The 26586-nt window shown below is 43.8% G+C and carries 27 protein-coding genes; 9 read left to right on the forward strand and 18 right to left on the reverse strand.

Annotated elements, in window-relative coordinates; all coding sequences use genetic code 11:
- Positions 1–9: 9 nt before the first annotated feature.
- Genes ACQEXU_RS10955 through ACQEXU_RS10975 form a run of 5 tightly spaced genes read right to left on the reverse strand, consistent with a single transcriptional unit; the run spans position 10 to position 3896 of the window.
- Entirely contained in the window at positions 10–333 is a 324-nt protein-coding gene (locus ACQEXU_RS10955; protein ID WP_427010839.1) for a hypothetical protein, read from the reverse strand.
- Positions 330–647 carry a MazG-like family protein gene (locus tag ACQEXU_RS10960; protein WP_427010840.1) on the reverse strand — a complete coding sequence of 106 codons (318 nt, stop codon included), beginning with the start codon at positions 645–647 and terminating at the stop codon, positions 330–332. The genes ACQEXU_RS10955 and ACQEXU_RS10960 overlap by 4 nt, the downstream gene beginning before the upstream one ends.
- A gap of 8 nt (positions 648–655) precedes the next feature.
- Entirely contained in the window at positions 656–1600 is a 945-nt protein-coding gene (locus ACQEXU_RS10965; RefSeq protein ID WP_427010841.1) for an AAA family ATPase, read from the reverse strand.
- Between the two features lie 35 nt (positions 1601–1635).
- On the reverse strand, positions 1636–3627 hold the full coding sequence (locus ACQEXU_RS10970; RefSeq protein ID WP_427010842.1) for a transposase domain-containing protein: 1992 nt from the start codon (positions 3625–3627) through the stop codon (positions 1636–1638).
- A gap of 11 nt (positions 3628–3638) precedes the next feature.
- A complete protein-coding gene (locus tag ACQEXU_RS10975) occupies positions 3639–3896 on the reverse strand; it encodes a helix-turn-helix domain-containing protein (RefSeq protein ID WP_427010843.1) in 258 nt (85 codons plus the stop codon).
- Positions 3897–4027: 131 nt separating this feature from the next.
- Between ACQEXU_RS10975 and ACQEXU_RS10980 the strand changes: the two genes are divergently transcribed.
- Positions 4028–4804: a S24 family peptidase gene (locus tag ACQEXU_RS10980; RefSeq protein ID WP_427010844.1), complete on the forward strand. Its 777-nt coding sequence runs from the start codon at positions 4028–4030 to the stop codon at positions 4802–4804.
- A gap of 253 nt (positions 4805–5057) precedes the next feature.
- Here ACQEXU_RS10980 and ACQEXU_RS10985 read toward each other — a convergent pair whose 3' ends face one another.
- On the reverse strand, positions 5058–5774 hold the full coding sequence (locus ACQEXU_RS10985; RefSeq protein WP_427010845.1) for an HD domain-containing protein: 717 nt from the start codon (positions 5772–5774) through the stop codon (positions 5058–5060).
- Between the two features lie 235 nt (positions 5775–6009).
- Between ACQEXU_RS10985 and ACQEXU_RS10990 the strand changes: the two genes are divergently transcribed.
- The 5 genes from ACQEXU_RS10990 to sstT all read left to right on the forward strand — a co-directional run bounded on the left by ACQEXU_RS10990 (position 6010) and on the right by sstT (position 9603).
- Positions 6010–6564, forward strand: coding sequence for a GNAT family N-acetyltransferase (locus ACQEXU_RS10990; protein WP_427010846.1), 555 nt, complete (start codon positions 6010–6012; stop codon positions 6562–6564).
- 107 nt (positions 6565–6671) lie between these two features.
- Positions 6672–7100, forward strand: coding sequence for a hypothetical protein (locus ACQEXU_RS10995; protein WP_427010847.1), 429 nt, complete (start codon positions 6672–6674; stop codon positions 7098–7100).
- Entirely contained in the window at positions 7097–7696 is a 600-nt protein-coding gene (locus tag ACQEXU_RS11000; protein WP_427010848.1) for an SCO family protein, read from the forward strand. Before ACQEXU_RS10995 ends, ACQEXU_RS11000 begins: the two co-directional genes overlap by 4 nt.
- A 2-nt stretch (positions 7697–7698) precedes the next feature.
- Positions 7699–8151: a copper chaperone PCu(A)C gene (locus ACQEXU_RS11005; protein WP_427010849.1), complete on the forward strand. Its 453-nt coding sequence runs from the start codon at positions 7699–7701 to the stop codon at positions 8149–8151.
- 234 nt (positions 8152–8385) lie between these two features.
- Positions 8386–9603, forward strand: coding sequence for a serine/threonine transporter SstT (gene sstT, locus ACQEXU_RS11010; RefSeq protein ID WP_427010850.1), 1218 nt, complete (start codon positions 8386–8388; stop codon positions 9601–9603).
- Positions 9604–9678: 75 nt separating this feature from the next.
- Here the strand turns inward: sstT and ACQEXU_RS11015 are convergent, their stop codons facing one another.
- On the reverse strand, positions 9679–10827 hold the full coding sequence (locus ACQEXU_RS11015; protein WP_427010851.1) for a tetratricopeptide repeat protein: 1149 nt from the start codon (positions 10825–10827) through the stop codon (positions 9679–9681).
- Between the two features lie 435 nt (positions 10828–11262).
- Between ACQEXU_RS11015 and nagB the strand changes: the two genes are divergently transcribed.
- Complete coding sequence (nagB, locus tag ACQEXU_RS11020) at positions 11263–12063, forward strand: glucosamine-6-phosphate deaminase (protein ID WP_367990388.1); 801 nt, start codon at positions 11263–11265, stop codon at positions 12061–12063.
- A gap of 68 nt (positions 12064–12131) precedes the next feature.
- Here the strand turns inward: nagB and ACQEXU_RS11025 are convergent, their stop codons facing one another.
- Positions 12132–12590: a GNAT family N-acetyltransferase gene (locus tag ACQEXU_RS11025; protein ID WP_427010852.1), complete on the reverse strand. Its 459-nt coding sequence runs from the start codon at positions 12588–12590 to the stop codon at positions 12132–12134.
- 142 nt (positions 12591–12732) lie between these two features.
- Here ACQEXU_RS11025 and ACQEXU_RS11030 point away from each other — a divergent pair, with 142 nt between their 5' ends.
- Positions 12733–13068: a hypothetical protein gene (locus ACQEXU_RS11030; protein ID WP_367990390.1), complete on the forward strand. Its 336-nt coding sequence runs from the start codon at positions 12733–12735 to the stop codon at positions 13066–13068.
- A gap of 5 nt (positions 13069–13073) precedes the next feature.
- On the opposite strand, the gene ACQEXU_RS11035 is transcribed toward ACQEXU_RS11030, so the two are convergent.
- Positions 13074–13838: a ferredoxin--NADP reductase gene (locus tag ACQEXU_RS11035; RefSeq protein ID WP_427010853.1), complete on the reverse strand. Its 765-nt coding sequence runs from the start codon at positions 13836–13838 to the stop codon at positions 13074–13076.
- A 192-nt stretch (positions 13839–14030) separates the two neighbouring features.
- Here ACQEXU_RS11035 and ACQEXU_RS11040 point away from each other — a divergent pair, with 192 nt between their 5' ends.
- A complete protein-coding gene (locus ACQEXU_RS11040) occupies positions 14031–14954 on the forward strand; it encodes a LysR substrate-binding domain-containing protein (protein ID WP_427010854.1) in 924 nt (307 codons plus the stop codon).
- Here the strand turns inward: ACQEXU_RS11040 and ACQEXU_RS11045 are convergent.
- The 9 genes from ACQEXU_RS11045 to tssI form a co-directional block, all read right to left on the reverse strand.
- Entirely contained in the window at positions 14951–15241 is a 291-nt protein-coding gene (locus tag ACQEXU_RS11045) for a putative quinol monooxygenase (protein ID WP_367990393.1), read from the reverse strand. The two genes, ACQEXU_RS11040 and ACQEXU_RS11045, sit on opposite strands and share 4 nt — an antisense overlap.
- 3 nt (positions 15242–15244) lie before the next feature.
- Positions 15245–15898, reverse strand: coding sequence for an oxygen-insensitive NAD(P)H nitroreductase (gene nfsB, locus ACQEXU_RS11050; RefSeq protein ID WP_427010855.1), 654 nt, complete (start codon positions 15896–15898; stop codon positions 15245–15247).
- A 155-nt stretch (positions 15899–16053) separates the two neighbouring features.
- Entirely contained in the window at positions 16054–16866 is an 813-nt protein-coding gene (locus ACQEXU_RS11055) for an MBL fold metallo-hydrolase (protein WP_367990395.1), read from the reverse strand.
- Between the two features lie 108 nt (positions 16867–16974).
- Positions 16975–19854, reverse strand: a complete 2880-nt coding sequence (locus ACQEXU_RS11060) for an alkaline phosphatase family protein (protein WP_427010856.1) — start codon at positions 19852–19854, stop codon at positions 16975–16977.
- Positions 19855–20103: 249 nt separating this feature from the next.
- Positions 20104–21162 (reverse strand): tetratricopeptide repeat protein, encoded by a 1059-nt coding sequence (locus ACQEXU_RS11065; RefSeq protein WP_427010857.1) that lies wholly within the window; start codon positions 21160–21162, stop codon positions 20104–20106.
- An 84-nt stretch (positions 21163–21246) separates the two neighbouring features.
- Positions 21247–21975: a DUF2931 family protein gene (locus ACQEXU_RS11070; RefSeq protein WP_427010858.1), complete on the reverse strand. Its 729-nt coding sequence runs from the start codon at positions 21973–21975 to the stop codon at positions 21247–21249.
- On the reverse strand, positions 21976–24048 hold the full coding sequence (locus ACQEXU_RS11075; protein WP_427010859.1) for a phospholipase effector Tle1 domain-containing protein: 2073 nt from the start codon (positions 24046–24048) through the stop codon (positions 21976–21978).
- Positions 24045–24833 carry a DUF4123 domain-containing protein gene (locus ACQEXU_RS11080; RefSeq protein WP_427010860.1) on the reverse strand — a complete coding sequence of 263 codons (789 nt, stop codon included), beginning with the start codon at positions 24831–24833 and terminating at the stop codon, positions 24045–24047. Before ACQEXU_RS11080 ends, ACQEXU_RS11075 begins: the two co-directional genes overlap by 4 nt.
- Position 24834: 1 nt before the next feature.
- On the reverse strand, positions 24835–26586 hold a 1752-nt coding region (gene tssI / locus ACQEXU_RS11085), incomplete at its 5' end, for a type VI secretion system tip protein TssI/VgrG (protein ID WP_427010861.1).

Here is a 26586-nt window from a genome sequence, read left to right on the forward strand (position 1 = left end):
GTTGGCTCCTTATAAATTCGCAGGCCAGTGAGCGATGGACTCTGGCGCGTATTGGTTTAGGTGTTGAGTAATTTGGTAAGCCTGTGGCAGTTGGTTGGTTACCCAACGAACCACACAGCCACTTAGTCGAGCGACGGCGATCTCTTGCATTTGGCCGTTGATTCTTTGGCGCATTTGGATCGCTTTTGGCAATAACCACGTTGGCGGCATTTCAATGGTGAATACCGGAACAGCTAAACCCTTGCGTTTACAGCTAACAATCACGGAACCTTCTCGGCGTAGGCGTTCGAACGCGTTATTGAATGCGCGGCGTTTTTCGGTTGAGGTCATCATCTTCCTGTCCCTCGATTTCGGTCGATGTTTTCTATCCATTGCAGCGCCACTGCGGCTACTTGAACAAGCTCTTCACGCAAACCTTCCTTTTCGAGAATGGCTTTTGATACCTCTCCAACTTCTTCAACCAAAATGGCATTCCACATGAACGGTGACAGCTCGCGATCCGCTCCCCATTTTTCGTCCTGAGCAGACATTTCATTCATTGTTGAAACTAATGCTTCAGTAAGAAGATGTTTCTTCAGCTTCTCTGGATATTTGAAGTTCATATTGCTGTGAACAAATGAGAAATTTGCAGTCTCTCCAATTCCCATCACACACCTCACTCGTTGGTTTCTAGTTCAGCAAACGCTTTGCGCAGCACTTGCTCAGTAATGCTTTTTCCATTAGCAAACATGGTTGCCAGCTTTAGGGTTTTACTCAGAATTCGAAGGCCACCAGGGCGCTCACTGATTTGCAGCATTAGGCTGCGCTCTGTTGAGCCTTGGACGTTCCATGCCTCTGCAATGGCGTGAACATCTGCTTGCTTGATTTTGTGAATACCGCGCTTCTTGGCGATACGTGAGAACAAACGTGCAAAGTCTTCGTTTCTGCGGCCACCTGTCAGCTGCGTGTAGACCTTATTGTTCCCCGTCAACATCATGCCAATGCTGGTCTCTTCTTGCAGAATGCGCAGCTCTTCTAGCGTTGGGTAATCAAGGTGATCGGCTTCATCAATAATCACCAAACCTTCACTGCCAATTAGGCGTTGGCGGATAACGCGAGCCAACATTCCTTTGCGACGCGGGGCATCATCAAGACCTAGTTCCAGTGCGAGTTCATACAGGCACTCAGTCAGGCTTGAACGACTTGGGCTTGCGGTAATCATCCAAACGTTGTTGTTGTTCTTTTGGTATTCACGCAAGGTTTCAGATTTACCGACACCAGACGCGCCATAGATAACACTGATAGATTCGGTGACTTGTGCGTAAGTCAGATCGTTAGTAATCAACTGCGCGGTTTGCGTCATGACAAAGCCAGGGTTAACACTTGGGGCTGAAGCTTTCTCTTCGCGGTAGTTAAGCCAGTTCTCAAGCTTTTGAATCATCTTCGATGGGTCGGCACCATATGTGCCATTCAGCACTTGGCTTAAGGTCGCAGGGGAAACGCTGATTTCCTTAGCGATTTTTGAAGCAGGAACCGTCTTAGATTCTGTTAGCGCACGAACACGCATCAGAACGTCAGTTTGTTGGGCTTCTTGCTTGCCAATTTCAACGACGTTGGTCATGGTTAGTCTCCGTTTTTGGGTGGTTTAAAAAGGGTTTAAAGCTTGTTTTTATTACGCTGTTCCACGAGGAAGCTAAGGCTAGAGGCAAAGTTCGCTTCATAGTCTTCATCGAGTTCTTCCTCAACCTGAACACGCGCAGCGGTATTGCCGATGGCGACAGGTCGGAACGGTTCCACAACTTTGGTTTCAGGAATCACTTCTTCCTCAAGCGGCTTCATCATTGCGGCGAGTTCCAAAGCGTCTACGCTGATTTGTGATTCTGCTGCTATCTTGTTTGCCTTGGTAACCTGAGTGCGTTTGCGTTTGTGTTCACGTGCTGCTTGCGTATCGCCAAAGCCGACTTTCTCTAAACATTCAGCCGTACAAATTCGCACACCATTCAGCGTGTAAATCTCGATAGCCTCATGCAGCTTCATAGGGTCGAATCTGGCGACCAGCTTCTGGCCGATGTAGTCCATCATGTCGTTGTGGTAGTAACGATTCTTACGGCCTTGCAAGCTGCCGCCAGCATCCAAAGAAACCGTGCCATGGCGAGAAACGCGAACCGCTTCGGCTTGCAACATCATCATGTGCAGTTGCTCTTGTGTTGCCTTGCGGATTGGTGCCACTTCGTAGCTGGCATTAAAGGCTTCGTTAAAACTCATAAAGCCTTTACAAACTTCGGTGTTGCGGCCTTGCTTGGCGTTGTACATCTCGACGCCTTTGGCGATCGCTTGAAGGAAGTCTTCCGCTTCTATGGCTTTGCTGCCGTAGTTGTCTGGCTTCGCCATTGGGTTAGGGCCAGTGTAGGCACCTGCGAGCAGAGGATGTTTGTCTATATACTCTTCCAAGCCACCCACGCCAAAGGCGCGCTCAATCGGCTTCGCCTGACCATGACCTTTACCAAGGATGACGCTAGTCCAATGCAGCTTTATTCCCATCATGGGGATAATGCCTAGTGGGTCGTCTTCTTTAACTTTGAATCGGTAACGGTTTGGTACGCCACCAGTCATCCACTTATTGGCTGCTGCGCGGGTGTTATCGAGCGTAATTTCTTTTGGAATACCGTACTTCTCGCATACATCCATCAGTGATAAGCGAATGCTGTCTGTGTTTTCACTGATGTCGCAGCGCCACCCTACGATCTTACGGCTGTAGACGTCGGCCCAGAACCATGTTTTCGGGCGTAGAATCTCGCCGTTAAACCAACGCACAAAGACGTTGTGTTGGTAGCCGTCACCGTTGATCCATTCAAGGGCGTGTAAACCTTCGACGGTACGTTCCTGCGGTGGGAACATTTGGTGTAAAGCGTGTTGCCCTTCGCGCAACATAACGCGTTGCTGAATAGGCACTTCATGTTCGATGCGACGGCTTAGGCTTTTGAGGCTAGGAACCTGCCAGCCGTGCATAGTCGCTGCATCTTTTAGGCGCTCATAACAAGCTGTCATGCTTGGTTGTTCTAGTCGAAGGTAATCAGCCTTGAAGAACTCCCACGCATCCGGCGTGATGTGAGCAAACTTATTCGATTTTTTAACTTGTGCGCTTTCAAAGTGTTTAGGCAAAAGAGCCGGAGCCCAATCACACACGTCAATATCTTTCACTTTGGCAACAGCGCGACGAACGGTAGATAAAGACATGTCAAACTGTTCGGCCACATAGTGGTAAGCATCAAGCTTTTTCGTTCCGTTATTAACCAAGGCATTAACAGTCTGAACCGCTTTCAATGCTTCTTGCGCTCTGCTTTTAGCAGCGTTGTTGGTTTTATCCCAACGCGCCCAAAGGGCTTCGCGACAATAGGTTTTTGAGTTTTTCTCTTTTGGAAGATCAAGAACCTGATCGCCAAGTTTGATTTTGCCTTCACGCTTGTATAAAGCAGTTTGAGTCGCAGGTGGCAAAAGGTTGACGTGGTATTCAATACCTCTTGTCCCTTGACGTTTTCTAGCCAACTCTGGTTTTTCTGTTGCTAGTTTTTTCAAACACTCACGAGTATTTCGCTCTGTGCTTGGTAGGCCCGCAACGCCAGCTAATTCACTTGCTGTATACCACATAGTGAAGCCTCCTAGCTTACAGCTCGAAGTGAACGGTAACGGCTAGGCCATAGCTCTTCTGGCTTCATGCCAATCGCTTCAGCAATGATTCGTTCACCTTTAGGCCAAGGTGAACGCAATGCGTTTGAAAGAGTGTTTTCTCCAAGACCTGCTTCACGAGAAAGCTGACGAACTGATAGACCACGCTTCTTAAGAGCAGCAACAATGTCTGCTCGATGCCAATCACTTCCTTCTTGAATGTTTTTCTGAGAGACTGTTTCGTTATTCATGTTAGTTACTCCAACGAGTTGCCCGACTTAGTAACTACATTATTTGATCAAAAGGACGAAACGGTCAATAGCAACGGATGATATTTTTTCCTTTGCATCCGTTTGTCCAAATTGTTATATGAGGCTTTATTGTGAGTAAAGGTATAAAAAACAAAGAGATAAAAGAAAAGGATGCTAATGATATCAAATCGGATCAATCATCCGTTTGTGACGAGGGTCAACGGATGCTTTGGTTCATAGCGTCTGAAGTTGCAGGGCATGGAGATTTTCCAACTTCATCTAGATGGACAAGAGAAAGTTTAGCAAAGCTTGCGGAAGGAAAAGAACACCTTAAGCGGAGAAGGAAAGGGACGAAAGCGACGGAGTACCACATTAGCCTCTTTGATAAAAAGACACAGCAAAGCCTGATGGAAGAGCCTATAACCGAAACAGTTTCTGAACCTATGACGCCATATCTAGGTGTTGACTTATACCGAGACTTCACTGAGGAATTCGCTTTAATACCTGGCTACAGAGTTCAAGTTTCAGCAGGTCATGGTGCGCTTAACCCTGAACAATTAGAACCGACCAGGCATTTAGCATTTAGGCGTAAGTGGTTGAAGTATAGAGGATTCAAAGAAACTGACTTAGCGATCGTATGGGCGAAAGGCGACAGCATGGAGCCGACGATCCACAACAATGATACGCTAGTGGTTCACTTAGGCAGAGACAAACCAGCAGACGGCCACATCTACATTTTCAGGAATGGAGACGAGCTGTTCGTTAAGCGATACCAAAGTATGCTCGGCACTTGGCGACTGATTAGTGACAATACTTTTTACAGTGCGTTAGATATTCCTAAAGAGGAGCAGCATCAGTTTGATGTTGTGGGTCAAGTGGTTCATATTGCCAAAGATATCGGTGACTAAATTTTAAATGTTTAAACGTCTTTTAAACGCCGATTGAAGTAAGAATTCAAATGTTCAATTTAGTAGACCAAATCAAACATTCAAAACAGGATTGTTCAAAACGAGAAGATTACACACAACACCCAAAAACAAACGCGGGGTTTAAGATTACAAATCTCAAACCCCGCGCCATTCCTAGATTTAGCTTCATTATGATCCCACTTATTCCCAAAAATTCCCGCCCGATCCCTATTCTTTGTTATTGTTCATATCTCTAGTCTCTATACACAGACAGTTCCGCGAGTTGTATTGTGTCTTCTAATGTAAGGTGAGCATCAAAGAAAGGACACGGTGCAAGCTGAGAAATCATCACCTCAATATATTCACGCTTCATCGCAAACCAAAATTCATCATTATCGACCAGCTCACACATATGTTGAACCGTATTGGGTTCAAATAAGGTATGGGTATTTTGAGTGAGTTCTTGAATGATGGTTTGCTTTGCTGTGGGAGTGATATTGCCGTAGTTATCTGGCTCCATTCGAGCATAGAGGTAATCAACTCTGTCGGCGACAAAAACGAGCGCTGCCAATTGTTTGTTTTGTTCAGATACCGCAGACATCTCTCTCAGTTCTTGCCACCATGTATGATGATGGAACACAGGCAAAGCCAAACTTTGTAATGGTTTACACTCAATAAGGCGCTCATACCCGCGTAAACAATGCAGATGGCTATCACTACTGATCAAATGCGTTAAAAGTTCGCTTCTTTCACTTTGCTGGCTCACGCCACAATCATGAATTAATCCTACGGCAAGTGCGACTTGAGAAATTTCTTCAGACCAACCCATCCTTTTTGCGCAGCAATACGCCATATAGCCAACGCGGTGACCATGGTTAATCTCATCCAGTCCAACAGAGTCCAGTGCTTTAGCGATACCAATCAATACTTGATGCAAGTCTACACCTACATCATTCAAACATTCACTCATTAAAACCAACCTGGTTGCATATTATTTATTATATTTTTCAAATATATTAGTACATTACCATTAACAAAACCCATAACTTTTCTATGAGAATTATGACAATTTGTGATTTTGATAACATGCTACTGCAATTAATTCGTGCCACAGGAAAATGTTTGTAATACATTGAGTTATGCATTTATGCCTTAGATAATGCACAAAAAGTGTACTTTATTCTTATAATTATCAAGGAATCGATATGTTTACTAAACGCATTAATAAAGACTTATCCCTTGCTCTCATTCAACCTGCTTTTGCAAAGCAGTATGCAGCCTTAGTAACCACTCAAACAGCGTATCTTGCACAATGGCTTGCTTGGCCGAAACACTGTCACACAGAGCAACACTTTCGTGAGTTCGCACAAAAAATGTTGCATGACTATGCAGACGGTACATCTATGACCTGCAGCATCCTCTATAAAGGAGAAATTGTTGGAAATTGCAGCTTTAATCGAATCGATCATTCACGGAAAATGGTTGAGGTTGGTTATTGGCTTTCGTGCCACCATCAAGGGAAAGGAATCATGACACAAGTGGTTTCTAAACTCATTGATATCGCATTCAATGAGCTCCAAATGGAAAAAGTCCAGCTAGCCGCTGCAGAAAATAACACCCCAAGTCGCAACCTTGCTAAGCGTGTAGGAATGAGCTTAGAAGGGATTATTACTCATGCTGAAAATATAAATGGACAAATCCTCAACCATGCGATTTATGGGATACATAAACAAAGCTATATCGCCAATGCCAACCGTTAGTCATCGGTGTTATTTGATACTAACCACAGATTTATTCTGCGGTCACAAACAAGCAAATTCACTGTGCTACCATCCCGTCTCAAACAATATAGTGAGTGATTTATCACATGCATTCCGTTGTAAAAATCATCGCCATTGGCCTCATGCTTGGAGCGGGCTTCTTCATTAGCGACATTACAAATTGGCTGTCTGCTTCCAATCGAACTATTGATCTAGACGAGTACTGTATACTATCAACTCAAGGCTGCCAGAAGGGTGAAATAAAGCTCGCTTTAGATCGAGATGTCGCCCAGCCTCTGATGCCTGCGAAGATCAGCGTTGAATGGCCAGACTCTCAAAAAGACTTTTTGGAACTTCAACTTGAAGGGATGGAAATGGATATGGGTCAAGCCAAATTCTTACTCACGCCAACAGGTAATAATACTTTTTCTGGTGAAATCTTACTGCCTGTCTGTACGACCGATGCTATGACTTGGATCGGTCATATCAGCGATGGAGCAACAACAATCAATACTGCCGTAAGGATGGAACGATGAGCAAAAACTGGTCTCTGATTTTAGTTGTCGCATTTGCATTAGGTTTTGGCTTAAAAGCTTATCTAGATGCCGAAAAGTCCGTCCAAAAGGCCTCCGAACCAACGGAAAATTCTTCAGTATTGTTTGGTAAAGAAGGGGCTCCCGTCGAGTTATTTGACGCACAAGATCCGCGGATTCGTATTATTTATTTTGGTTTTACTCGCTGCCCTGACGTCTGCCCGACATCACTTGCAATGCTAGCTGGTGCGCTCAATCAAATAGACGAACAGGCAAAAAGCCAGCTTCGTCCGGTGTTCATATCATTAGACCCTGAACGCGATGCCCCTAACGATGCAAATAAGTACGCTCAATACTTCCATCCAATGATCGAAGGCTTATCGGCACCACTCACTGTTACGACGCCGCTTGCTCATCGTTATGGCGTCATTTTCCGTAAAACTGAATTAGAGAATTCAGAGCTAAAGTACACATTAGACCACAGCTCATATTTTTATTTCTTAAAGCCTGATGGCAGCTTAATAACCAAAGTTCCTCATACCTTAACACCAGCACCTTTAGTCGAAGCCATTACAACAATTACTTCAAAAGGAAAATAATAATGAAGCTTAAAACGCTATTGCTTGCAACACTTGCTCTTAGCCCACTTGCACATGCAAAAATGGACTTTATGGCACATGGCGCCTACGCACGTGCGATGCCACCAAGCGCACAAACCAGTGCCGTCTTCACTGAGCTGATGAACCGTGGCCAAGAAGACCGATACATTGTTTCAGCCACCACCGATGCTGCTGGAAAAGTCGAACTGCATGACGTTATCAAAGAAGGTGATGTGATGAAAATGCGTCAAGTCGACAAAATCACTATCCCGGCAAAAGGGAAAGTCGAACTAAAACCTGGCAGTCTACATATCATGTTGTTTGATTTAAAAAAACCGCTCGTAGAAGGTGATGATATCGACGTACAACTGACATTTGCTAACGGCCAAAAGTTCACCTTCAACGCTCCCGTAAAAAAAGTCATGAGTGGTATGAAACATAAGCACAACCACTAATCAGAATATGTTAGTTACTGATATAAAACACTAAAGGGGCACTCGCCCCTTTTTTATTACATAGATCACGCCACAAACAACACAAAAGCCACACAATTAACAAATACTCAAACTATTCCGCCAATTTTAAATTAATTCTAGACACAATATTTCAACACGATAGTATTAGCGGTCTCAGTTAAAAATAACTGTAGTTACTATAAATTTATAAATCTATTCATTGCAGGTATTACTATGCAACACAACTCTATTTTTGCCCGTTTTGCACGTGGAAATCTGGTACTGCAGATCCTCGCCGGTATTATTCTCGGTGTGGCATTAGCGACTATTTCACCAGAATCCGCTCAAAGCGTCGGGTTATTAGGAAGCTTATTTGTAGGTGCACTAAAAGCCGTCGCGCCAATCCTTGTTTTTATCTTGGTTGCAGCTTCTATCGCAAACCAAAAGAAAAACCAACACACTTACATGCGTCCCATTGTGGTTCTCTACCTTTTTGGTACATTTACCGCTGCACTTACCGCAGTTGTACTGAGTTTCCTTTTTCCAACCACATTAACGCTTGTTGCCGGTGCAGAGGGTGCAACGCCACCGCAAGGCATTGGTGAAGTACTAAATACTCTATTGTTTAAACTGGTTGATAACCCAGTAAACGCACTGATGAGTGCAAACTACATTGGTATTCTTGCTTGGGCTGTTGGACTTGGTCTTGCACTACACCATGCCTCCGGCACAACAAAAGCAGTATTTGAAGATCTCAGCCATGGCGTCTCTCAAATCGTTCGCTTCATCATTCGTCTCGCACCATTTGGTATTTTCGGTCTGGTTTCTTCAACGCTAGCAACGACTGGCTTCGAAGCTCTTGCAGGCTATGCTCACCTTCTGTTTGTACTACTTAGTGCAATGGCGTTTATTGCTCTCGTCGTTAACCCAATCATCGTTTTGGTGAAAACAGGCGAAAACCCATACCCACTGGTATTCAAATGTTTGAAAGAAAGTGGCGTTACTGCCTTCTTCACGCGTTCAAGTGCAGCAAACATCCCCGTCAATATGGCACTTTGTGAAAAACTAAAGCTGGATGAAGATACTTATTCTGTTTCCATTCCACTTGGCGCAACAATCAATATGGCTGGTGCTGCAATTACCATCACTGTTCTAACGTTAGCTGCGGTTCACACTATGGGAATTGAAGTTGATCTGCTTACGGCTCTTCTACTGAGTATCGTTGCTGCGGTATCAGCGTGTGGTGCATCAGGTGTCGCCGGTGGTTCATTGTTATTGATCCCACTGGCATGTGGCCTGTTTGGTATTCCAAATGAAGTTGCAATGCAGGTTGTTGCGGTTGGTTTTATTATTGGTGTAGTTCAAGACTCAGCAGAAACTGCGCTCAATAGCTCGACAGATGTGGTGTTCACTGCTGCGGTTTGCAAAGCGAAACAAAAGCAACAAGGTTAACCCACAACATGATCAGAAAAGGCTCGCAATGCGAGCCTTTTTTCTAGCCAATACCGATATGCTTCAGCTATTGAGTTACTTTTTTCCCATTGAGGTATCGGTGAAATCCAATTTCTCTGCCTCTGCTTTCTCAGGTTCAGCCAATGCCGGCTCTACTGACTCATGGACTTCATTTTCGATAATTGACGTCTCAGGTTCTGCTGTGACAACATCATCGCTCTCTTGTAACTGAAGTTTACGCTTATAAAGCTTGTTTAATGCTTTGATAATCGAGTGCTTACCGACTTTATTTTCCTTAATTCGTTTTAGCATTGGCTTTGAAAGCGACTGCAACCCGACGACAGTATCGACACCAATATTCAGCGCAACCTGATCACGAAGCATCCTCGCGCCATCATGGCCAAGTTGGCCTGCAAGAAACAACCAAATATAGGCAATGGCATTCCCGTTGGTACTGGTATCCATCCAAGTTTCACCCGCTTTATACATCGCTTCGGTGTAACCTTTCTCCGCTGCCCTCTCTAACCAATAACACCCTTTATCAAAGTTCGCCGCCACGCCAGTACCATGGACATAGCACAAACCAAGTTTCATGCGTCCTTCATTACTCTTTAGCTGCGCCGCTTTGCGATACCATTCTATCGATTGATTTGGTTCCCGTTCAGGATTGTTTGGTGATTGGTACCAATCACCAAGAAAGATCATTGAATCTAGATGGTTCTGTTTGGCAGCGTCTTCAATAATACGTATTGCTTTTGCAACGTTAATTTCTGTTCCTCGGCCGAAAAAGAGGGCCTGCCCCATTTCGAATTTAGACGACACGCTACCTTCAAGTGCGGCAATACATATTTTCCAATATTTAATTTGCTGGCGGAGTATCGCATCATCACGCATCTTTTCAGAGATGCGTAATATGCCGTACATGCCAGTCACATTGTCTAAATTTGCCGCTTTGTTGTACCAGTAAAGTGCTTCTCTTGGATTGGTTCGTTCCGCTTCTTTTGCTAGAAACAATATGGTGGGAATGTGGCCATTTTCGGCTTTGTGTACTCGCTCTTCCTGCTCTTGCTTTCGGTTTTTCTCAATCGCTTTGCGATAAGCAATTTCGCGTTGTTTCCGCTCCTGCTCCAACCGTTTTTTCCTCAGCGATAGCACCAGCATCCAGCCGAACATAAACAGCAAGAGTAATCCAGTTGCACCGATTGCGATCCCGATTAAATTCATTCTGACTTCTTTCTTCCTAGCCGTTAGGCCTCTATACGTGTTCCAACACACCCCGCTTTATCTATTAGCGGCAGCATCAGTCAAAAATTAAGTACTTATGTTACCCCAGCAAGAGAACAAGATGAGATTCATGCATCAGGAAAGTGATACAGCCCGCTCAATACGTCTCTATATTAAGCAAGTATAGTGTTTGTAGAGAAAGCAACCTTGTATAAACAGGGGATTAGGCTTAATTTGGCACAGAAAATTATCGCACATTGAATCCATTGGCTTTGCCTAAACTGAATCAAGCAAACGAATGCTGTCTCATCTTTAAAATACTTAGCTAAGAAACAGAGAAAAATTGACCAAAAACAATAGCGGTTCCATTTAACTTATTTTATAATGCGAATTAATTATCTTAGAGCAACGAATTCCAACTATTAGGGGCAAAAAATGAGACTTATCCCGTTAAACAACGCAGCACAAGTCGGTAAATGGGCAGCAGCACACATTGTTAAACGTATCAATGCATACCAACCAACTGCAGAACGTCCGTTCGTACTTGGTCTGCCAACTGGTGGTACTCCACTTGCTACTTATAAAGCTCTTATCGAACTGCACAAAGCTGGTGAAGTAAGCTTTAAGCACGTTGTTACTTTCAACATGGATGAGTACGTTGGTCTACCAGCAGACCACCCAGAGTCATACCGCTCATTCATGTACACTAACTTCTTCAACCACATCGATATTCAGGAAGAGAACATCAACCTGCTAAACGGTAATGCTGAAGATCACGAAGCAGAATGCCAACGCTACGAAGACAAAATTAAGTCTTACGGTAAAATCAACCTATTCATGGGTGGCGTAGGTAACGACGGTCACATTGCGTTTAACGAACCTGCATCTTCTCTGTCTTCACGTACTCGTATTAAGACACTGACTGAAGATACGCGCATCGCAAACTCTCGCTTCTTCGACGGTGACATGAACCAAGTACCAAAATACTCACTAACTATCGGTGTTGGCACTCTTCTTGATGCTGAAGAAATCATGATTCTAGTTACAGGTCACAACAAAGCGCTTGCTCTAGAAGCTGCAGTTGAAGGTTGTGTAAACCACCTTTGGACAGTTTCAGCGCTACAATTACACCCTAAATCAGTAATTGTATGTGACGAGCCTGCAACTCAAGAACTGAAAGTAAAAACAGTGAAATACTTCTCTGAACTAGAAGCGGAAAACATCAAAGGCTTCTAATTTAAGTCAGTAAGTCATCAGAATGATAAAGGCCAGCGTGATACTGGCCTTTCTTTTATTCCAAACACTTAAGCGAGCTTTAATGTCATGAATTTACTATTTGGATCAGGCAGATAATCACCAAATGGTTCACAATAGCTAAAGCCATGCTTTTCATATAACGCTCGAGCTGGTTCAAAAAAGCACATACTTCCCGTTTCCAAACTAATGCGCTGGTAACCCGATTGTTTTGCGTAGTTTAAAACATGTCGTAGTAAACGTGATGCAACCCCTTGTTGCCGTGCTGTTCGACTTGTCCGCATCGATTTAATTTCTGCATGGGAATGGCTTAACGCTTTTAGTGCAATACAGCCTAATAATCCGTCCTCTTCCCACCCAGTCCAGAATGTCACTGAAGGAACTTTGAGTGCCGACAAATCAAGTGCGTGAACACTTTCTGGTGGCGAAGTAGCGTTCATATCCGCAAGATGCTCTTCTAATAATGCAACGACTGCATCATGGGTTAAATCGTCAATTTTTATCTTCATCGTCTCTCTTCCTTGAAAACGAACATAAGATGCTACCATTCAACATTAGAGGCGCAATAGAAAATTAGTATCCATGCGTGCTACAACAATAGAAAAGCACGCCTATACTTAATGCAATAAAGGTATAGAAAAGGAACTTTCTATGCAGAGCATCATGTTGGCATTCCTGCTTTTATCCACGCCGGCAAACACCGCCGACCCTTATTCCCTGCCTTTGAAATGCGAATTGACACAAACCGCCGATCATTTTTGGTTTTACCGTGAACAACTCCTGTATTCCAGTGAACAGTTTGCCGTTTTTCATAACTTCAAAGGACGTGTTGTGACGCAGATTGACCTAAAAACTGGCGAACTCATTCGTACAACCTACATAGGCGAGCCATACGATCCGAAATATCAGATTCTACTTGGCACCTGTCATAATCCGACACATGTGTTAGAAATGTGGGAACTCAATCAAGTGCCATTCGATAACTAACGTTATCACCAATACCGTTCAAAGATGAAGTTGCCCGGCTCACGCCTTCTGTGTTTACGTAAGCCCTGCTGCTGCAACACCGATGAGGTATCACGAATCATGTCTGGGTTGCCACATAACATCACGAAGCTGTGCTCTGGCAACATGGAGACACCCGAAAAGCGGCTCAATGAACCATTGGCAATTAGCTCTGGAATCCGTCCATGCAATACACCTTGTGGGGCCTCTCGACTGATCACAGGCACGTATTGTAAGCGCCCTTCATATTGAGTCAGCAGTTGGTCGATAAGGTATCGATACACCAAGTCTTTTTCGTGTCGCACCCCGTGTACCAAAACAATGTTGTCACACCCTGGCCGCATATTGATGTCGTCTAATAGAGAAAGAAACGGGCCAATCCCCGTCCCTGTTGAAATAAGCCACAAGTCTTTCGTCGTTTTAGGTATCGAGTCAAAAATTAGCTCTCCATGGGCCGTTGCTCCCACATAAAGTGTTTGCCCTTCTTGCAATTCTTGTAACTTGGGACTGAGCTGTCCTTGCGGGTTTGCCACGATAAGAAATTCGAGCCAATCACAACTGGCAAAAGGTGCATTCACTAATGAGTAAGCACGGCTAATCACCTTGCCGTCCTCACCATGCAACGCCAGTTTAGTGAACTGGCCGGCCTTAAAGTCGAGGTGCGCTCCATTGAGTCGTAAACTGAATAGCTCAGGCGTCCATTCAATACGCTTTTCTACAATAGCTCGGTTAAAACCACTGAGTTCTGTCATTGCAGTACCTCCTATGGATTACCTAACATTAAACCTACTCCCCGTCACAAATAAGGTAAAGTTACGTGACGATAAATCATGATCGAGATTCACAAATAATTAACATTAGCAACAACTAATCTTTATTTGCAGCCAGCGTTTGTGAGCGTATAGTGTGGTTATACTAAAGCTATTACGTTCTGAGGACAGGTTGTGAAAGCCCTCAACGATCTCAATATTTTTGTTGAAACTTCCCGCCAAGGTAGTTTTTCTAAAGCCGCCAACAGATTAGATGTCACGCCTGCGGCTGTTAGTGCCACAATTAAGCGCCTTGAACAACAAGTTGGGTTCCCTTTATTTGTCCGATCTACCCGCAACTTGCGCCTGACCGGAGAAGGAGAGATCTTTCTCGAAAAAACCCAAACGGCACTCGGCATACTGCAGGAAGGGTTAGATCAAATCGCCTGTCATCGCGGAGAACTTGCCGGACAACTCTACATTACCGCCCCATCAGATTTTGGTCGCAATCTGCTGCTCAATTGGATTGATGAGTTCATCGAAAGCCATCCAAAAGTGACGATTAAACTGGAGCTTTCCGATAGCTTAACGGACATGTACAGCAAACCTGTAGATATTGCGATACGCTATGGAGAGCCAGCAGATTCCAATTTAGTCGCTATTGCGGTGTGTAATGAAAATGAACGCATTCTCTGTGCCTCACCTGAATACATAGCAAACCATCCAACCATCACCCAACCACAAGATCTGATTGAACATAACTGCCTGTGTTATATGGTTTCCGATACTCTGTATAACAAATGGACATTGACACAAAATGGCCATCAAGAAACACTGATTGTCAGCGGAAATCCAACCAGTAACGACAGCGAAGTCGTTCACCGCCAAGCTTTGAAAGGAAAAGGGATTGCCAATAAATCACTAATGGACATCAGCCAAGATATTTTGGATGGACGTTTGGTTAGGGTCTTGCCCGAGTGGGATTGTGGACCTGTGCCTCTCTACATGATGTGTGCAGATCGCCGACTGCTAAACCCAACAATCCGCAAGTTTCGTGATTTTGTGCAAGAGAAGTGTTGCCAGCAACGAAAACAAGTACTGGCAACCATGGAGATCTAACCAAGAAACTGCAAAGGACGCAGTTGAACGTATTCTAGGAGATCGCGATCTTCACAGATCTGCTTAAAGCTTTGAAAGTGCTCCGTCTGCATGTGAGTATCTAAGCTTTCTTGAGAACACCAAATTTCCTGAAGCAAGAAAAGACCAGGGATTTTTGAGTCAGCATGCAGCTCATACTGACAACACCCTTTCTCATTGCGGGTTGGTTCGAGCAACCCTCGGAGTAATACCTCAACTTGGGCAATGTGTTCGTTATGCGCCTTTACTTCCGCTAACAAATGAACCATTGCTTAACACTCCGTAAAAACTTGCTCTTGAGCAAAACGGGACTTTGGTAGCTTCGCATTAAAATCATCTTCACTGTGATAGCCTAACGGAACAATCACAACACCAGTAAAGCCTTGCTGACGAAGACCAAACTCTTCATCAAGTACATTAGCATCAAACCCTTCAATTGGAACCGCATCAATATCCATCGCTGCTGCACCCAGTAACAAGGTACCCACATTGAGATACACTTGTTTTTCCATCCAATGCTTTACGTCTTTTAAGTCATAGCGGTGCATATTTACAAAGTACGAACGTCCACCGTGCATCGCTTGCTTTGACTCTTCATCAGCAAAACGACCCGCTTCCTCTTCACTTTGTAGTACCTCTAGCAAATACTCTTCATCGATATCTGTTTTGGCACAAAAAACCAGCACGTGAGAGGCATCAAGGATCTTACGTTCATTAAAGGAGAAGCCACCTTGAGCCGCTTTTGCGATTCGTGCTTTACCTTCTTCAGTACTCGCCAAAATAAAATGCCACGGCTGTGAGTTAACGCTTGATGGACTCATGCGAATCAACTCTTTTAGTTCTGCCACTTTATCGTCGGTGATTTTTCGGCTCGAATCGAAAGCTTTGGTTGAATAGCGGGCTTGTGCAGCGCGAACAATGCTCATAATTTTCTCCATTAATTTGAAACTGAATGAATGTTCGAATTGTTGCGCTACAATAACTAACTGAACAAATAAGAAAAACCACTCCTTAATTGATTCATTTTCAATTTATTTTTGAAAATCGCCATCTATTTTCTGCTAACCCAAGTACGTTAAAATTAGTTGTTAATACGCTTATCTGACTCAGGCAAATGGGCTGTTAAATTGTAAATCAGTGCGGGTTTGAGCAGTTTTGGAGGAGGTAGATGACTGTCTCGCTCTTCCCTTAAATGGACAAACTGCGCTTCAGATGTTTCCTCTGTTAGATACACATTCTCATGCTTCTCTTCACCTATTGTGGTTTTGTGGTGCAAGCTGTGAGGGTCTTCCGGATAATCATGGCAAAGATACACATCGGTTTTATCATCCATCTCATAGAGATGGGATATCGACTCGAACATCTTATGTGCGCTTCCACCGGGAAAATCTGCACGTCCTGTCCCGTGGTGCAATAATGCATCACCAACAAACACGGCATTACCAATTTTAAAGGTCAAATCTGAAGGTGTATGGCCCGGTGTGGTCAGTACTTCTAAGTCAGAATCACCAAACTCTAGGTGTTCATGATCCAAAAGGAAATGTTCAAATTCGTACAACTCTTTCAGAAGCAGCTCATCTTTCCATTCCGAATACACATCTTTGACCCCTTCAGCCACATTAATTGGTGCGCTAAGCTTTTCACTTAAATAGAAAGCGCCAGTAAGATGATCCGCATGAACATGCGTCTCCATAATGGCAGTCACATGCAGCTGGTTTTCTTCTATGTACCCAATGATCTCATCAGCAGATTCAAAAGTAACTTTTCCACTATGAGGGTCATAGTTAGCGACAGGATCAATAATGATGGCTTCACCAGTACTGGTATCAGACACCACATAGCTGATGGTGCCGGATTCAGGATGGAAGAAATGATGAATATCTTGCGTGGCCATGATACCTCCCTGAACGAAAGTTTAGACTGAGTATTACTTACTCAGTCTAGTTGGCAATACCCTAGCTACCAACCTCTCAGAACAAGGAGACACGCATTTTTTTCTAAGCTATTGAATGTCCAACTTATCTATTAAAGATGGGTATCCCCAGCCACGTTCACCCACTTGCACTTGCTCTCCTGTTAGATATTGATAAAGCGTCGGTGCGAGTGACCCGTTTGCTTCAGAGATCAATGGTATTGCCTGCGCTCCGATTGGCTTGCCCCAGAAACCGATAAATGCATCCTTCTCTAAGTAGCTTTCTCCAGCATGACGGCCGGGAACTTTGGTATTATAGCCAATACCTTCTCGTGGAAAGAGGTTGATGGTGCCCGCCCGATCCTCCGCATATAAATAGGCCAGTTGCACCACAGAGTCTGGTCTCGGCGTGTAACGCGTTAAATTGCGCCACTCTTGCGCGGTGCACCACGTCATAGGATCTTCTTGCTTCACCCTTTGAATACATCGTTCAACCAACTCACTAAACTGATTCAACTCTTTCTCCGTTGGAGGTGGCAGGTAATGATTTAACTGTTGAGTTTGCAACAGTTCTCCTGAACGGCCATCAAGCTTCCCATAGTAGAATCGCTCACCTTTTCGAATAATGTGCTCGTCAATCCTCTGTCCATCACGATTTGCGATCAAGCGTATTTCACACTGTTTGTCATCGCAGGCCGTCTCTCTAATAACCATGTAGTCGAGCGTATCTTTTAAGTAATCAAGACTTTCTTGCACGATATTAACGGCGTTATTGTTAGCTGCGTTCAGTGGTCGCCACTGCGTTAGCTCTGCGTATGTTGGCTGGACTTGCCAGCCGGATGATGAGTTAAAGAAATCCATCATAAAATTACCACCAGCGGTAGAGGCAACCACAACATCAATATGCTTATTTGATGGTGAGTTAAGCGCATTAGTAATTTTCGGGCCTTCCCCTTCATCAGACGATATTTTCTTGATGATCAGTGAATAGCCTAGCTTTGTTTCTAATGGTGTAAAAATGGCCTTCTCTGGGTTGAGCGAATAATAAACTGGTGCTAAACCATGATCTCCTGCCATACCCCATAGCGTTCGTTCATAAACACCCGCTTCCTTGTAGGTATTTTCGACTCGACCTAACCAATAATCCAAACGATTCAGCTCTCCGGAAGGCATGATGATTTCATCACTAAATGGGCCAACAAAATGCGCAAAATGATCCGGCCAAGGATTGTAAATCAATGTGTAATCTGGCATCCCAAAATTATCGAGTTTTGCATAAGCTTCAAGTTCTTGCTTTAACTTCCATTTGCGTGTCAGCTTTGTGTATATATCCCAAAAAGGAATTTGTTGGTAGCGTTGCACATCCTCAATCAACTTATTCCGAACCACTGTCAGTTGCTGCTCTATTTGCGCACGCTCTTCCAGCTCTCGTAAACAACGCTTTTCCCCAAAATCACGCAGTGCTTCACCAGCGCCTAGGTTGACTAAACCGTCATAGCTGATATGTGCATTCCAATCGTACTGTGCGTTGCAATTGAGTGTTTTTAAATGGACTAAGCGATCAAACATGGTTTGCACCTTGTTGGCTTGCATCAATCTATCCAGTTGCAAGGCGTCATTGCCAAAAAAGTAATACGCACGATCCTCATGACGATCGACAAAATGGAAATTTGGAATACCTGTACCTTGTTCCCCCGACACCTTTGCACCTGTTTTTATGATAGGTAAGTTTCTAACACTGATCGTTGGAGTCGAGGAAATGCCCACGCGAGCAATCGAGTTGTAACTGTCTTGGTAAAGCCGTTTAAAAAAAGGCAAGTAATACGGATCTTTATAAACTTGTTCTGACAGAACATGCATAAACCTCACGTCCTGTATGTGTTCAGGAGAGCTTGTTGGTAGCTCTGTGGCCAACTTTTGTTGATTGATGTGTGTTTGATAGGCTTGTTTTAAAAACGGCTTCTCAGGGTCAACCAACCCCTCTATTAACCCTTGTTGTAAACCATCGACAGTTACCTGAACTGCAAAGCGTCGGTTCTGCTGCGATGTCAAAAAATCGAGTAGCGTTTGTGGCGAATCGGAAAAGGCATCTTGCAACCAATTGGACAAAAGTGTTGCACGCTCATCTTGGAAAACAAATTGTCGATATGCTTTGAGTACATTCAATCGAACAAAGTCAATGAGCGTTATCGTTATTGCCTGTGCTTTATTGTTTACCTTACTGTGATTTTCAGGTTTACCGTCATCAACAATGGCCTGTAGCGCCGCTTTCATGTCACCTTCATCCATACCTGAAAGCGCTTGGTTCATGATTCCAATCACTATAGGTTGTATTTTTGCAACCAATGCCAAGTCATCTGGCGAATCGGTAAGGTATTGATAGTGTTCTGGTAGGTAGTCTTGAGCTTGCCACTGCCCGATATCAACTAGCGCATCGTACACCGTGACCATCGCAGCAATAAACTCACGATCGACTTTGATGCCTTCATGATGTCCTTGATCTTTTACATGTTCAGTTTGTTCGCTTATGGTTGGCTGAGAAATAGAGAACAAGCTATGTTCAAACCCTTTTAGCGCCTGTTGATCATAAACTGTTTGTAAATAAGCTTTAAATACATCTTCGTCATCGACCCCAGTGTAACGCTCATAAAACTGATACAGAAAATAACCTAAAGGGATGGCATAACTTGGGTCCGCGATTTGGCTCATGACCCTTGCTTTTGTTTTAGCTTCTAAAGGTAACGTCAATATGTACGCTTCTAGAGTCAGCCCACCAATAGTGAACAGTGACAAATCTCTGGCAAATTTGGTCGAATAACTCAATGACGACGTTATTTGATTTTTGAGAACATGGGTGGAATTAAACACCCCACCAACTAATGGTGTATTCCCAACATCGGCAGACACAGAACTCAGCGGTAACACGCATGCAATCGCCGTTGCTGTCACTCGAAGAACAAACCTAGCCATACTCACTTCCTTATGTATTTATCTGTTGTATATTTTGACAGCGCAACAAGAGAATTCAACATAAAAAGCAAGGAGTTAAGAGGAGCAAACAGATAAAAAAAAGGAATAAGAAACTGGGGAGATTCTTATTCCAAATGTCTAAGTCAACTAATTTGTCTGTTAAGAACAACATGCCTAGAGAGTAGCTATGTTGTGTGTCCAGAGTAACACGTCCTTTTTCCCACTCAATTTAAATGGCGTTATTTTTTATTATTCTCCCGCCTCGTTTTTTTGAGGTTGTTCTGGCGTTGTACGCTCACCATAATCCACGCCCCATTGCCAAAGATCATCGTAGGCTCGCACTGTATGGTTTGCCAAATAATCTTCAGCCATTGCATCAGCTTTTAACCCTTCCTCTTCACTTAGTAAAGAACGGTGTATCGCGATCTTTTTTTGATAAGCACGATGCAAAGAGTCATGAGATTTTGGAGTCGCCATTGATTCAAAATAGGCGTAGAGATAACTAAGCGCTTTAACTCTGTCTTGCGGCACAATATCACGCATTTGGCGATCTTCCGCATAGGTATTGGCGATCAAAAGTAAGCTATCGGCTCGCCCAATCTCTGCGAGTTTTTTCATCCATTCAAAACCTTCTTCACGGGTTTTCTTTTTAGCGAGAAGCTGTTCCATGTACGCTTTCATCGCTGGTGGATAACCTTGTTCTGCCGATTCTTGATACAAGCGCTTAGTCTCTTTGCTGCGCTTTCCGGGAATGAAAAACCAGTCGTACCCGACTTCATAAGCTTGAGCAAGTTTAAACTTCGCTTCAGGGTGATTGGCTGCTACGGCTTTTTCCAACCACGCCATTTTATCTTTTTCTTTTTCGAGCGTGGTATGAAGCAATAACATCGCTTCAGGATTACCTGCTTCAGCACGTTCTAAAATGGCTTGTTGGGTCTTTTCTTCCCATTCTTGCCTAATCTCATCTCGCTCGGGGTTTGAACTTGAAGAGACTTTAAGCATTGCCAGTAAATTGCCTTGTTCAGCCGCTCTAAGCGCGTAATGATATTCTTCTTCACCTTGCTTTTCTGAGCCATCCTCAAGCTCAATAGAATAAATATAAGCAGCCTCTGCACTGCCCTTTTCTGCTGCATGTTTTAAGTATGGAAGTGCTTCTTGATGATGCAGTTGCCAACGCAGGAGTTTACCTTTTTCAAACGCCTGCTCAGCACTTAGAACACTTAAGTCATTACTAGCCATCGCGCCGCTGATAGCACAAGCCCACAAGGCTAACACTACCCCAGACCGACGAAATACCTTCACCAACATCATTTATTCCCTAGCATGATTATTATGTTTGTATATTACTTCGAGTGACAAAGGCAGGCGATATCGCCTGCCTATTTGTGTGATTTAATTGTTCTTTGGCGGTTGCCATTCATAGACTTTGTTAACTTTATCCCAAGGAATAGGGAACAGTTTTGCTCCCTCAGCTTCAGCGCGCTTAGCAATATCCTCAGCAAAATCGGCTTTATATTCTGCTGCTGTATTGCCAAAATTATCTCTTTCTAACTCAGCATCAGCAGCTATTTCTGTTAGATAAGTATATCCACCACAGCCATATAGCCATACTTTTGTATTTCCATTAGGTAAAAAACCAAAAATGATATCGGTTCGATAGCACTCCCTATTCACCCCGTCAAAGCGAATGTATTCATCCTTGGTCACCATATTCTTTTTTATCTCATCCGTTAATTCAAACTTAGTCACATAAAACTTTGCATTAGCAAGTGAGGCCCAATAAATATAAACAAAGTCAGGTAGGCTTGTGGCTCCAGCGACTTGATCTTTTTTGGCAACAGGAGAACCAAGAGCAATTCCATATCCATCATAATCAGGATGTGTTCTTCTTACATAATCAAGCTTCGATCTTCGCCAAAAATGCATTTCATTGTGGATATAAGAAGTCCAATCTTGCTCTTCATTTATTCCATAAGCTTCGTTTACTTTAACTGGATAAAATGACGACATAGCGTAACCAATCCGCCATTTAGGAAAATCTTTTGGAATATCAGGGACCTTTGAAAAAGCATTAATGCTCATCGACAGCAACAAACTCGCCCATAACACGACATATCTCATTTAGCTATCCTTTTTGCATGCAAAAATTTCACGAACATAAGTACTTCCTTCTTTGTGAGGCTTGTTCGCAATTGAATCGTCAGAAGAGTGATGAATCAAATTCTCCTTCAATAAATTTTTCATCATTTCATTATCATGAATATCATTTGCTTGCGCTACGTCTAACTCATTGAGGAGCTGTCCTCCTTTTGCAGCCATTAGTGCTTTCTCACAAATATCTCCAAAAGCCATATTTCCTACATATTCAGGGACGGCATAATAACTGTCACGGCTAGACTTCCAAATTTTTCCATTTCGGTCCCCAATAGGCACACCAGACTGTTCAGCAAAGCCATACATAACCCTGAGATAAAGCCTAGAAAGATCACCTTCGACTCTACGTTTTAATTCAAGGGTGCCAATTACATATGCCTGGTCATGGCGACCTCGGTAAACAACCTTAGAATCATCGATATGGAAGTCACTATGCTGCCATCCAAGCAGCTTTTCTTTTTCAATTACCGCCTCAAGTTTCTCTCTTACCTTTTTCTTAGTATTATCTCGACCAGAAATACCAACTCGTTCAGTAATCCTTTTAATTCGTTTACGCTCAAGTAAAGGTAATAGGTAATCTACCTTACCATTTGTCGAAATCTCTCTATACGCTTGCAAAGATTGATATCCTCCTCCCAAATCTGAGTGAGCGCCAGGAACGACAAATTCTAAAAAATGATCTGCTGGATTGATCTGGTTTAAACAAAAGTTATAACGATACTCAGTTTTCTTATGGGCAGTTATATGAACAACTCGTTCAATTCTTTTTGGATCAAGCCACAAACGAACACTCCCATTTCGATCATTATGAGGAGTGAAATCTAATTTTCTAGGGTCAAAAATAGCTGCTACCGTATCAAACAAGCCAATAAATTTAATATGACAAAATTCGTTTTTACTCCAGTCAAAAGCATTGATTAAGCTGATCTTGTTCTGCTTACACGCCTTAACAAACTCCTTCGCAAACAATCCACTTTGCCCATCAATCACTACATTGGCAAAGTGCCGAGCTGCTGCTGCACCTCGACTAAAACCAAATGTATCCAACTCAACTTTTCTTATACCGTCAAATTGGTATTCTCGATAAGCATCTGATTCTTGTATTTTTATTATGTTTCTACATAACTGTTGAATGCCTGTTTCTACTTTAGCTTCGACGCCATAGTCACCCAACCCTGTTGCTTGTCCGATATATACAGACTCATCCGCAGGTTTTGTGTTGTCGACTTCATTGCCAGTGCCTATGCCAGTGATGTACTCAGATTGAATAAATGCATTAACCTCTGGAAGATAAATATCGTCTAGATACAAATCATGCAGTTTTTGAATATTAGTGAGCTCGTTGGATGCGCTACCATCCACTGCGTAATCTTCTTCCCAAAAGAAATGAAACTTCTCATCATCTGGGTAAGTGAACATATCGCTTGGCCAATCTGGTATCTTTTTATTCGCTTGAACGTAGTACTTATTGCGCCACTTCGAGTAATACTTATCTAACTCTTTTTTACCCCATTGGGCGCTATACGTATTGTTGCCTGTGCCATCAAAAAACATCCCAACACGTAGCGTAATAAAGTTATAAGCCCTTACACGCAATACATAGGATTTATTGGTGAGGAATCTTACTGAGTCCGCTTTCCCTTTTGTGTGGCGTTCAGGTAGCGAAAGAGTGGAGGGGAGTTCGGTTAGATCGCCGGTTGTCACTGTAAAGTATTGCGCTGTGGAAGCTTCATGCCCTTCATAGGAAGCCGCAAACTCTTCAACTGGATCGCACTCTGTATTTTTTGCATGAGGATCAGCTTGTGCTTCTTTCACCCACTCTTCAGCATTGAGCACCAGCTTGACAGGTCCCGCAGGTAGGTCTTCTAGTAAGATAGGTTCTTCGCTAAGTGTTACGTCATGCTTTTTGTTGGTGGCATCAATGATGACACCTGCAACATTTTCAAACGGTTGGTTGTGCTCGTCTCTGATTAAGATTTCAATCCAATGACTCAGGTCTTCACAGGGCAAACAATATTCACTGGTACCGGTGGCTCTCATCCGATTTTCTCCTGAGTATTCATTAATTGTGATTGTTCATCCTGAGAGAGATGAAAGGCTTGCGTGATTACGCTTAGGTGGGTATTGGTTGCAGACATTAACGTCTTAATTGCAACGAACTCAATATCTTGAGCGGAAAGGTTTCGCTGTTGTGCTGACTCCATTGCAGTCAATAGTGTTTGATATGGGTCATCGAGCTGCGCCATCGAATCAGGTAGCTTTTGCCAAAAACGACGCTCCAGCGCTTTTGCGTGAGTCGTAACCTTGTACAAAGGAGCTAAATGTTTGGGTAGTATCTTCCACCATATTGCATCTTGATGCGCCCAATGCTCAGTCATATCAGAATCGTATTGTGCTAATTCCCCGTCATGGCAAATGGCAAGTTCTGACACACAACCAAGAAATGCGGAGCGCTCGCCCGCATCCATAGTTTCAAACATCGGGCTTAACACGTTAGTATCGTAAAAGCGAAACATCATTTCTTCACCTTCATACGCCGCAACAAGCAAGCTACGAAGGTGTTGAATAAGTGTTATCTGTTCAACCGAGGTACTCAGCCCGATACCAAAAGTAAAAACGTCATCGGCAAGCGATAACAGCTCTGAAGAAATTGGAAGTAACCAAGGGCTCAAATCCAGCACTTCTGAGAACTGTTCACCTTGGAATAATGGCATCGCGTCATCAATCGCTTTGCCATGGTTGGCTTGGATAACAGTTTGATACCCCTTTTTATCTACCAACCAGAAGTTATTTTGTTGCCTTGCAGAAAACCAAGCTTTTAGCACGTTAGGCCTCCTTCAAGGGACATGGTTTGACCATCGGCACATTGGCTTCTTCTGCCTGTAGTAACGCTTGGTAGTTGATCTTCGGCGCAGCAACTGGCGGCTCTAAAGATTCTAGCTCTCCCGGCAAAATTGCTTCACTGCCGCCATAACCACTACCACTTCCGGCACTACCTCCTGCATTGAGGTTAATTGCAGGACCAACAACATGAACACCGCCGCCATCCACTTTGACAAAACTGCCACCAGCTTTTAACGTCACTTCGGCTCCAGCTTCTACTACAATTTTTGCACCACTTTTCAGGTGAATTTCTCGCCCTGCATCGACGGCATATAAGCTGCCAATTTTCTGGTGAAGGCTGGCTTCTACAATTTCCGTTTTATCGCCTGTTACCTTTTCACGAGACTCACCATCCACCGTCACATGTTGGTTGTTTTTTACCTGCGTAAAGCTGTCATTCTCCACCGTCAGGTGTTTATCGTGCTTAATGTGTGTGGTGTGGTCATTCTTGATTTCTGCATCAAAGTCTTTCTGAGCATGCAGGTAAACCTGCTCTACACCCGCTTGGTCTTCAAAACTGATTTCGTTAAAGCCACTGCCTTGATGAGTTTCACTGCGTATCACGGTTTTGGTTTTATTGTCCGGCAGTGTGTAAGGCGCGGTGTTGGTCGCATGGTAGGTACGGCCAGTGATAATCGGCTGGTCCGGGTCACCGTTTAGGAATGAGACGATGACTTCATGACCAATGCGAGGAATGGCCATCATGCCGTATTGACTGCCCGCCCAACCTTGTGAAACACGAACCCAGCAGGAGCTCTTGTCATCCCCATTAGAGTATCGGTCCCAAGGGAAGTGGATTTTGACTCGGCCATGTTCATCACAGAAGATTTCTTCGCCTTCAGGGCCCACGACAGTGGCTATCATCGGGCCATCCACCTGAGGTTTACTTTGTGGCGTGGCTTGCCAAGTGATGTTCGCGGGCACCAACTTGAACTGGTTGGTGTAAGTGGTGGTGCCGTTGCCCCCTTCTTCTTCCAAAGCTTGATGTTGGGTGCCTTGATGGTGAACCAAAACCACTAACCAGTCTCGGTTTAATGCCGTATCAAGGTGCTCTTGCAGGTCAAACTTGTAACCAGACTGAAGCTGTGGGTGGTTACTCTTTCCGGTTGCAGTATGGGCATCGCGTCTGAGGTAGTCTAAGCGGATTTGGTTAAACGCTTTGCCATTGTCATCGTCTTTAAAACGTCCCGGTGCATCAAAGTGTTCATACACGTCAGTGCGTTGGTAAGTCATCTCAGTGCCAAGAGCTTGTTGCTCAAACCCATAAGCGGGCTTTTTAAAGCTGTAGTCTTTTAATGCGGTATGACTGACTTCCGTTTGAGTGTGGGTTTCTAGTTGAGAGATGTAAGGCGTATCGATGGCTCCGCCACTTAATACGTTGTAAGGGACAGGCAAACCAAGTTGAGGGAGGCTTTCACTGGAGTCAGTAAACAACAAGGTGTGTTTTCCCTCTTCATGGATAAAGCTGTACACCAAACCTTCTTCAGCCGCTAAGCGATGGAGAAAGTCTAAATCGGTCTCTCGGTATTGAACACAGAACTCACGCTGAGCACAGTCACGCTTTAAGGAAAAGGCATAGTCGTTAATCCCCATTTCCTGAAGTAGAACAGAGAGGATTTCAGGGACGGTTTTTAACTGGAAGATACGGCTGTTATGGCGCAGGGATAAACGTTCAAGAGCAGGAACTAAGGTTAA

The sequence above is a fragment of the Vibrio sp. TRT 21S02 genome (assembly GCF_050113675.1).
In the GTDB taxonomy this organism is placed as follows: Bacteria; Pseudomonadota; Gammaproteobacteria; order Enterobacterales; family Vibrionaceae; genus Vibrio.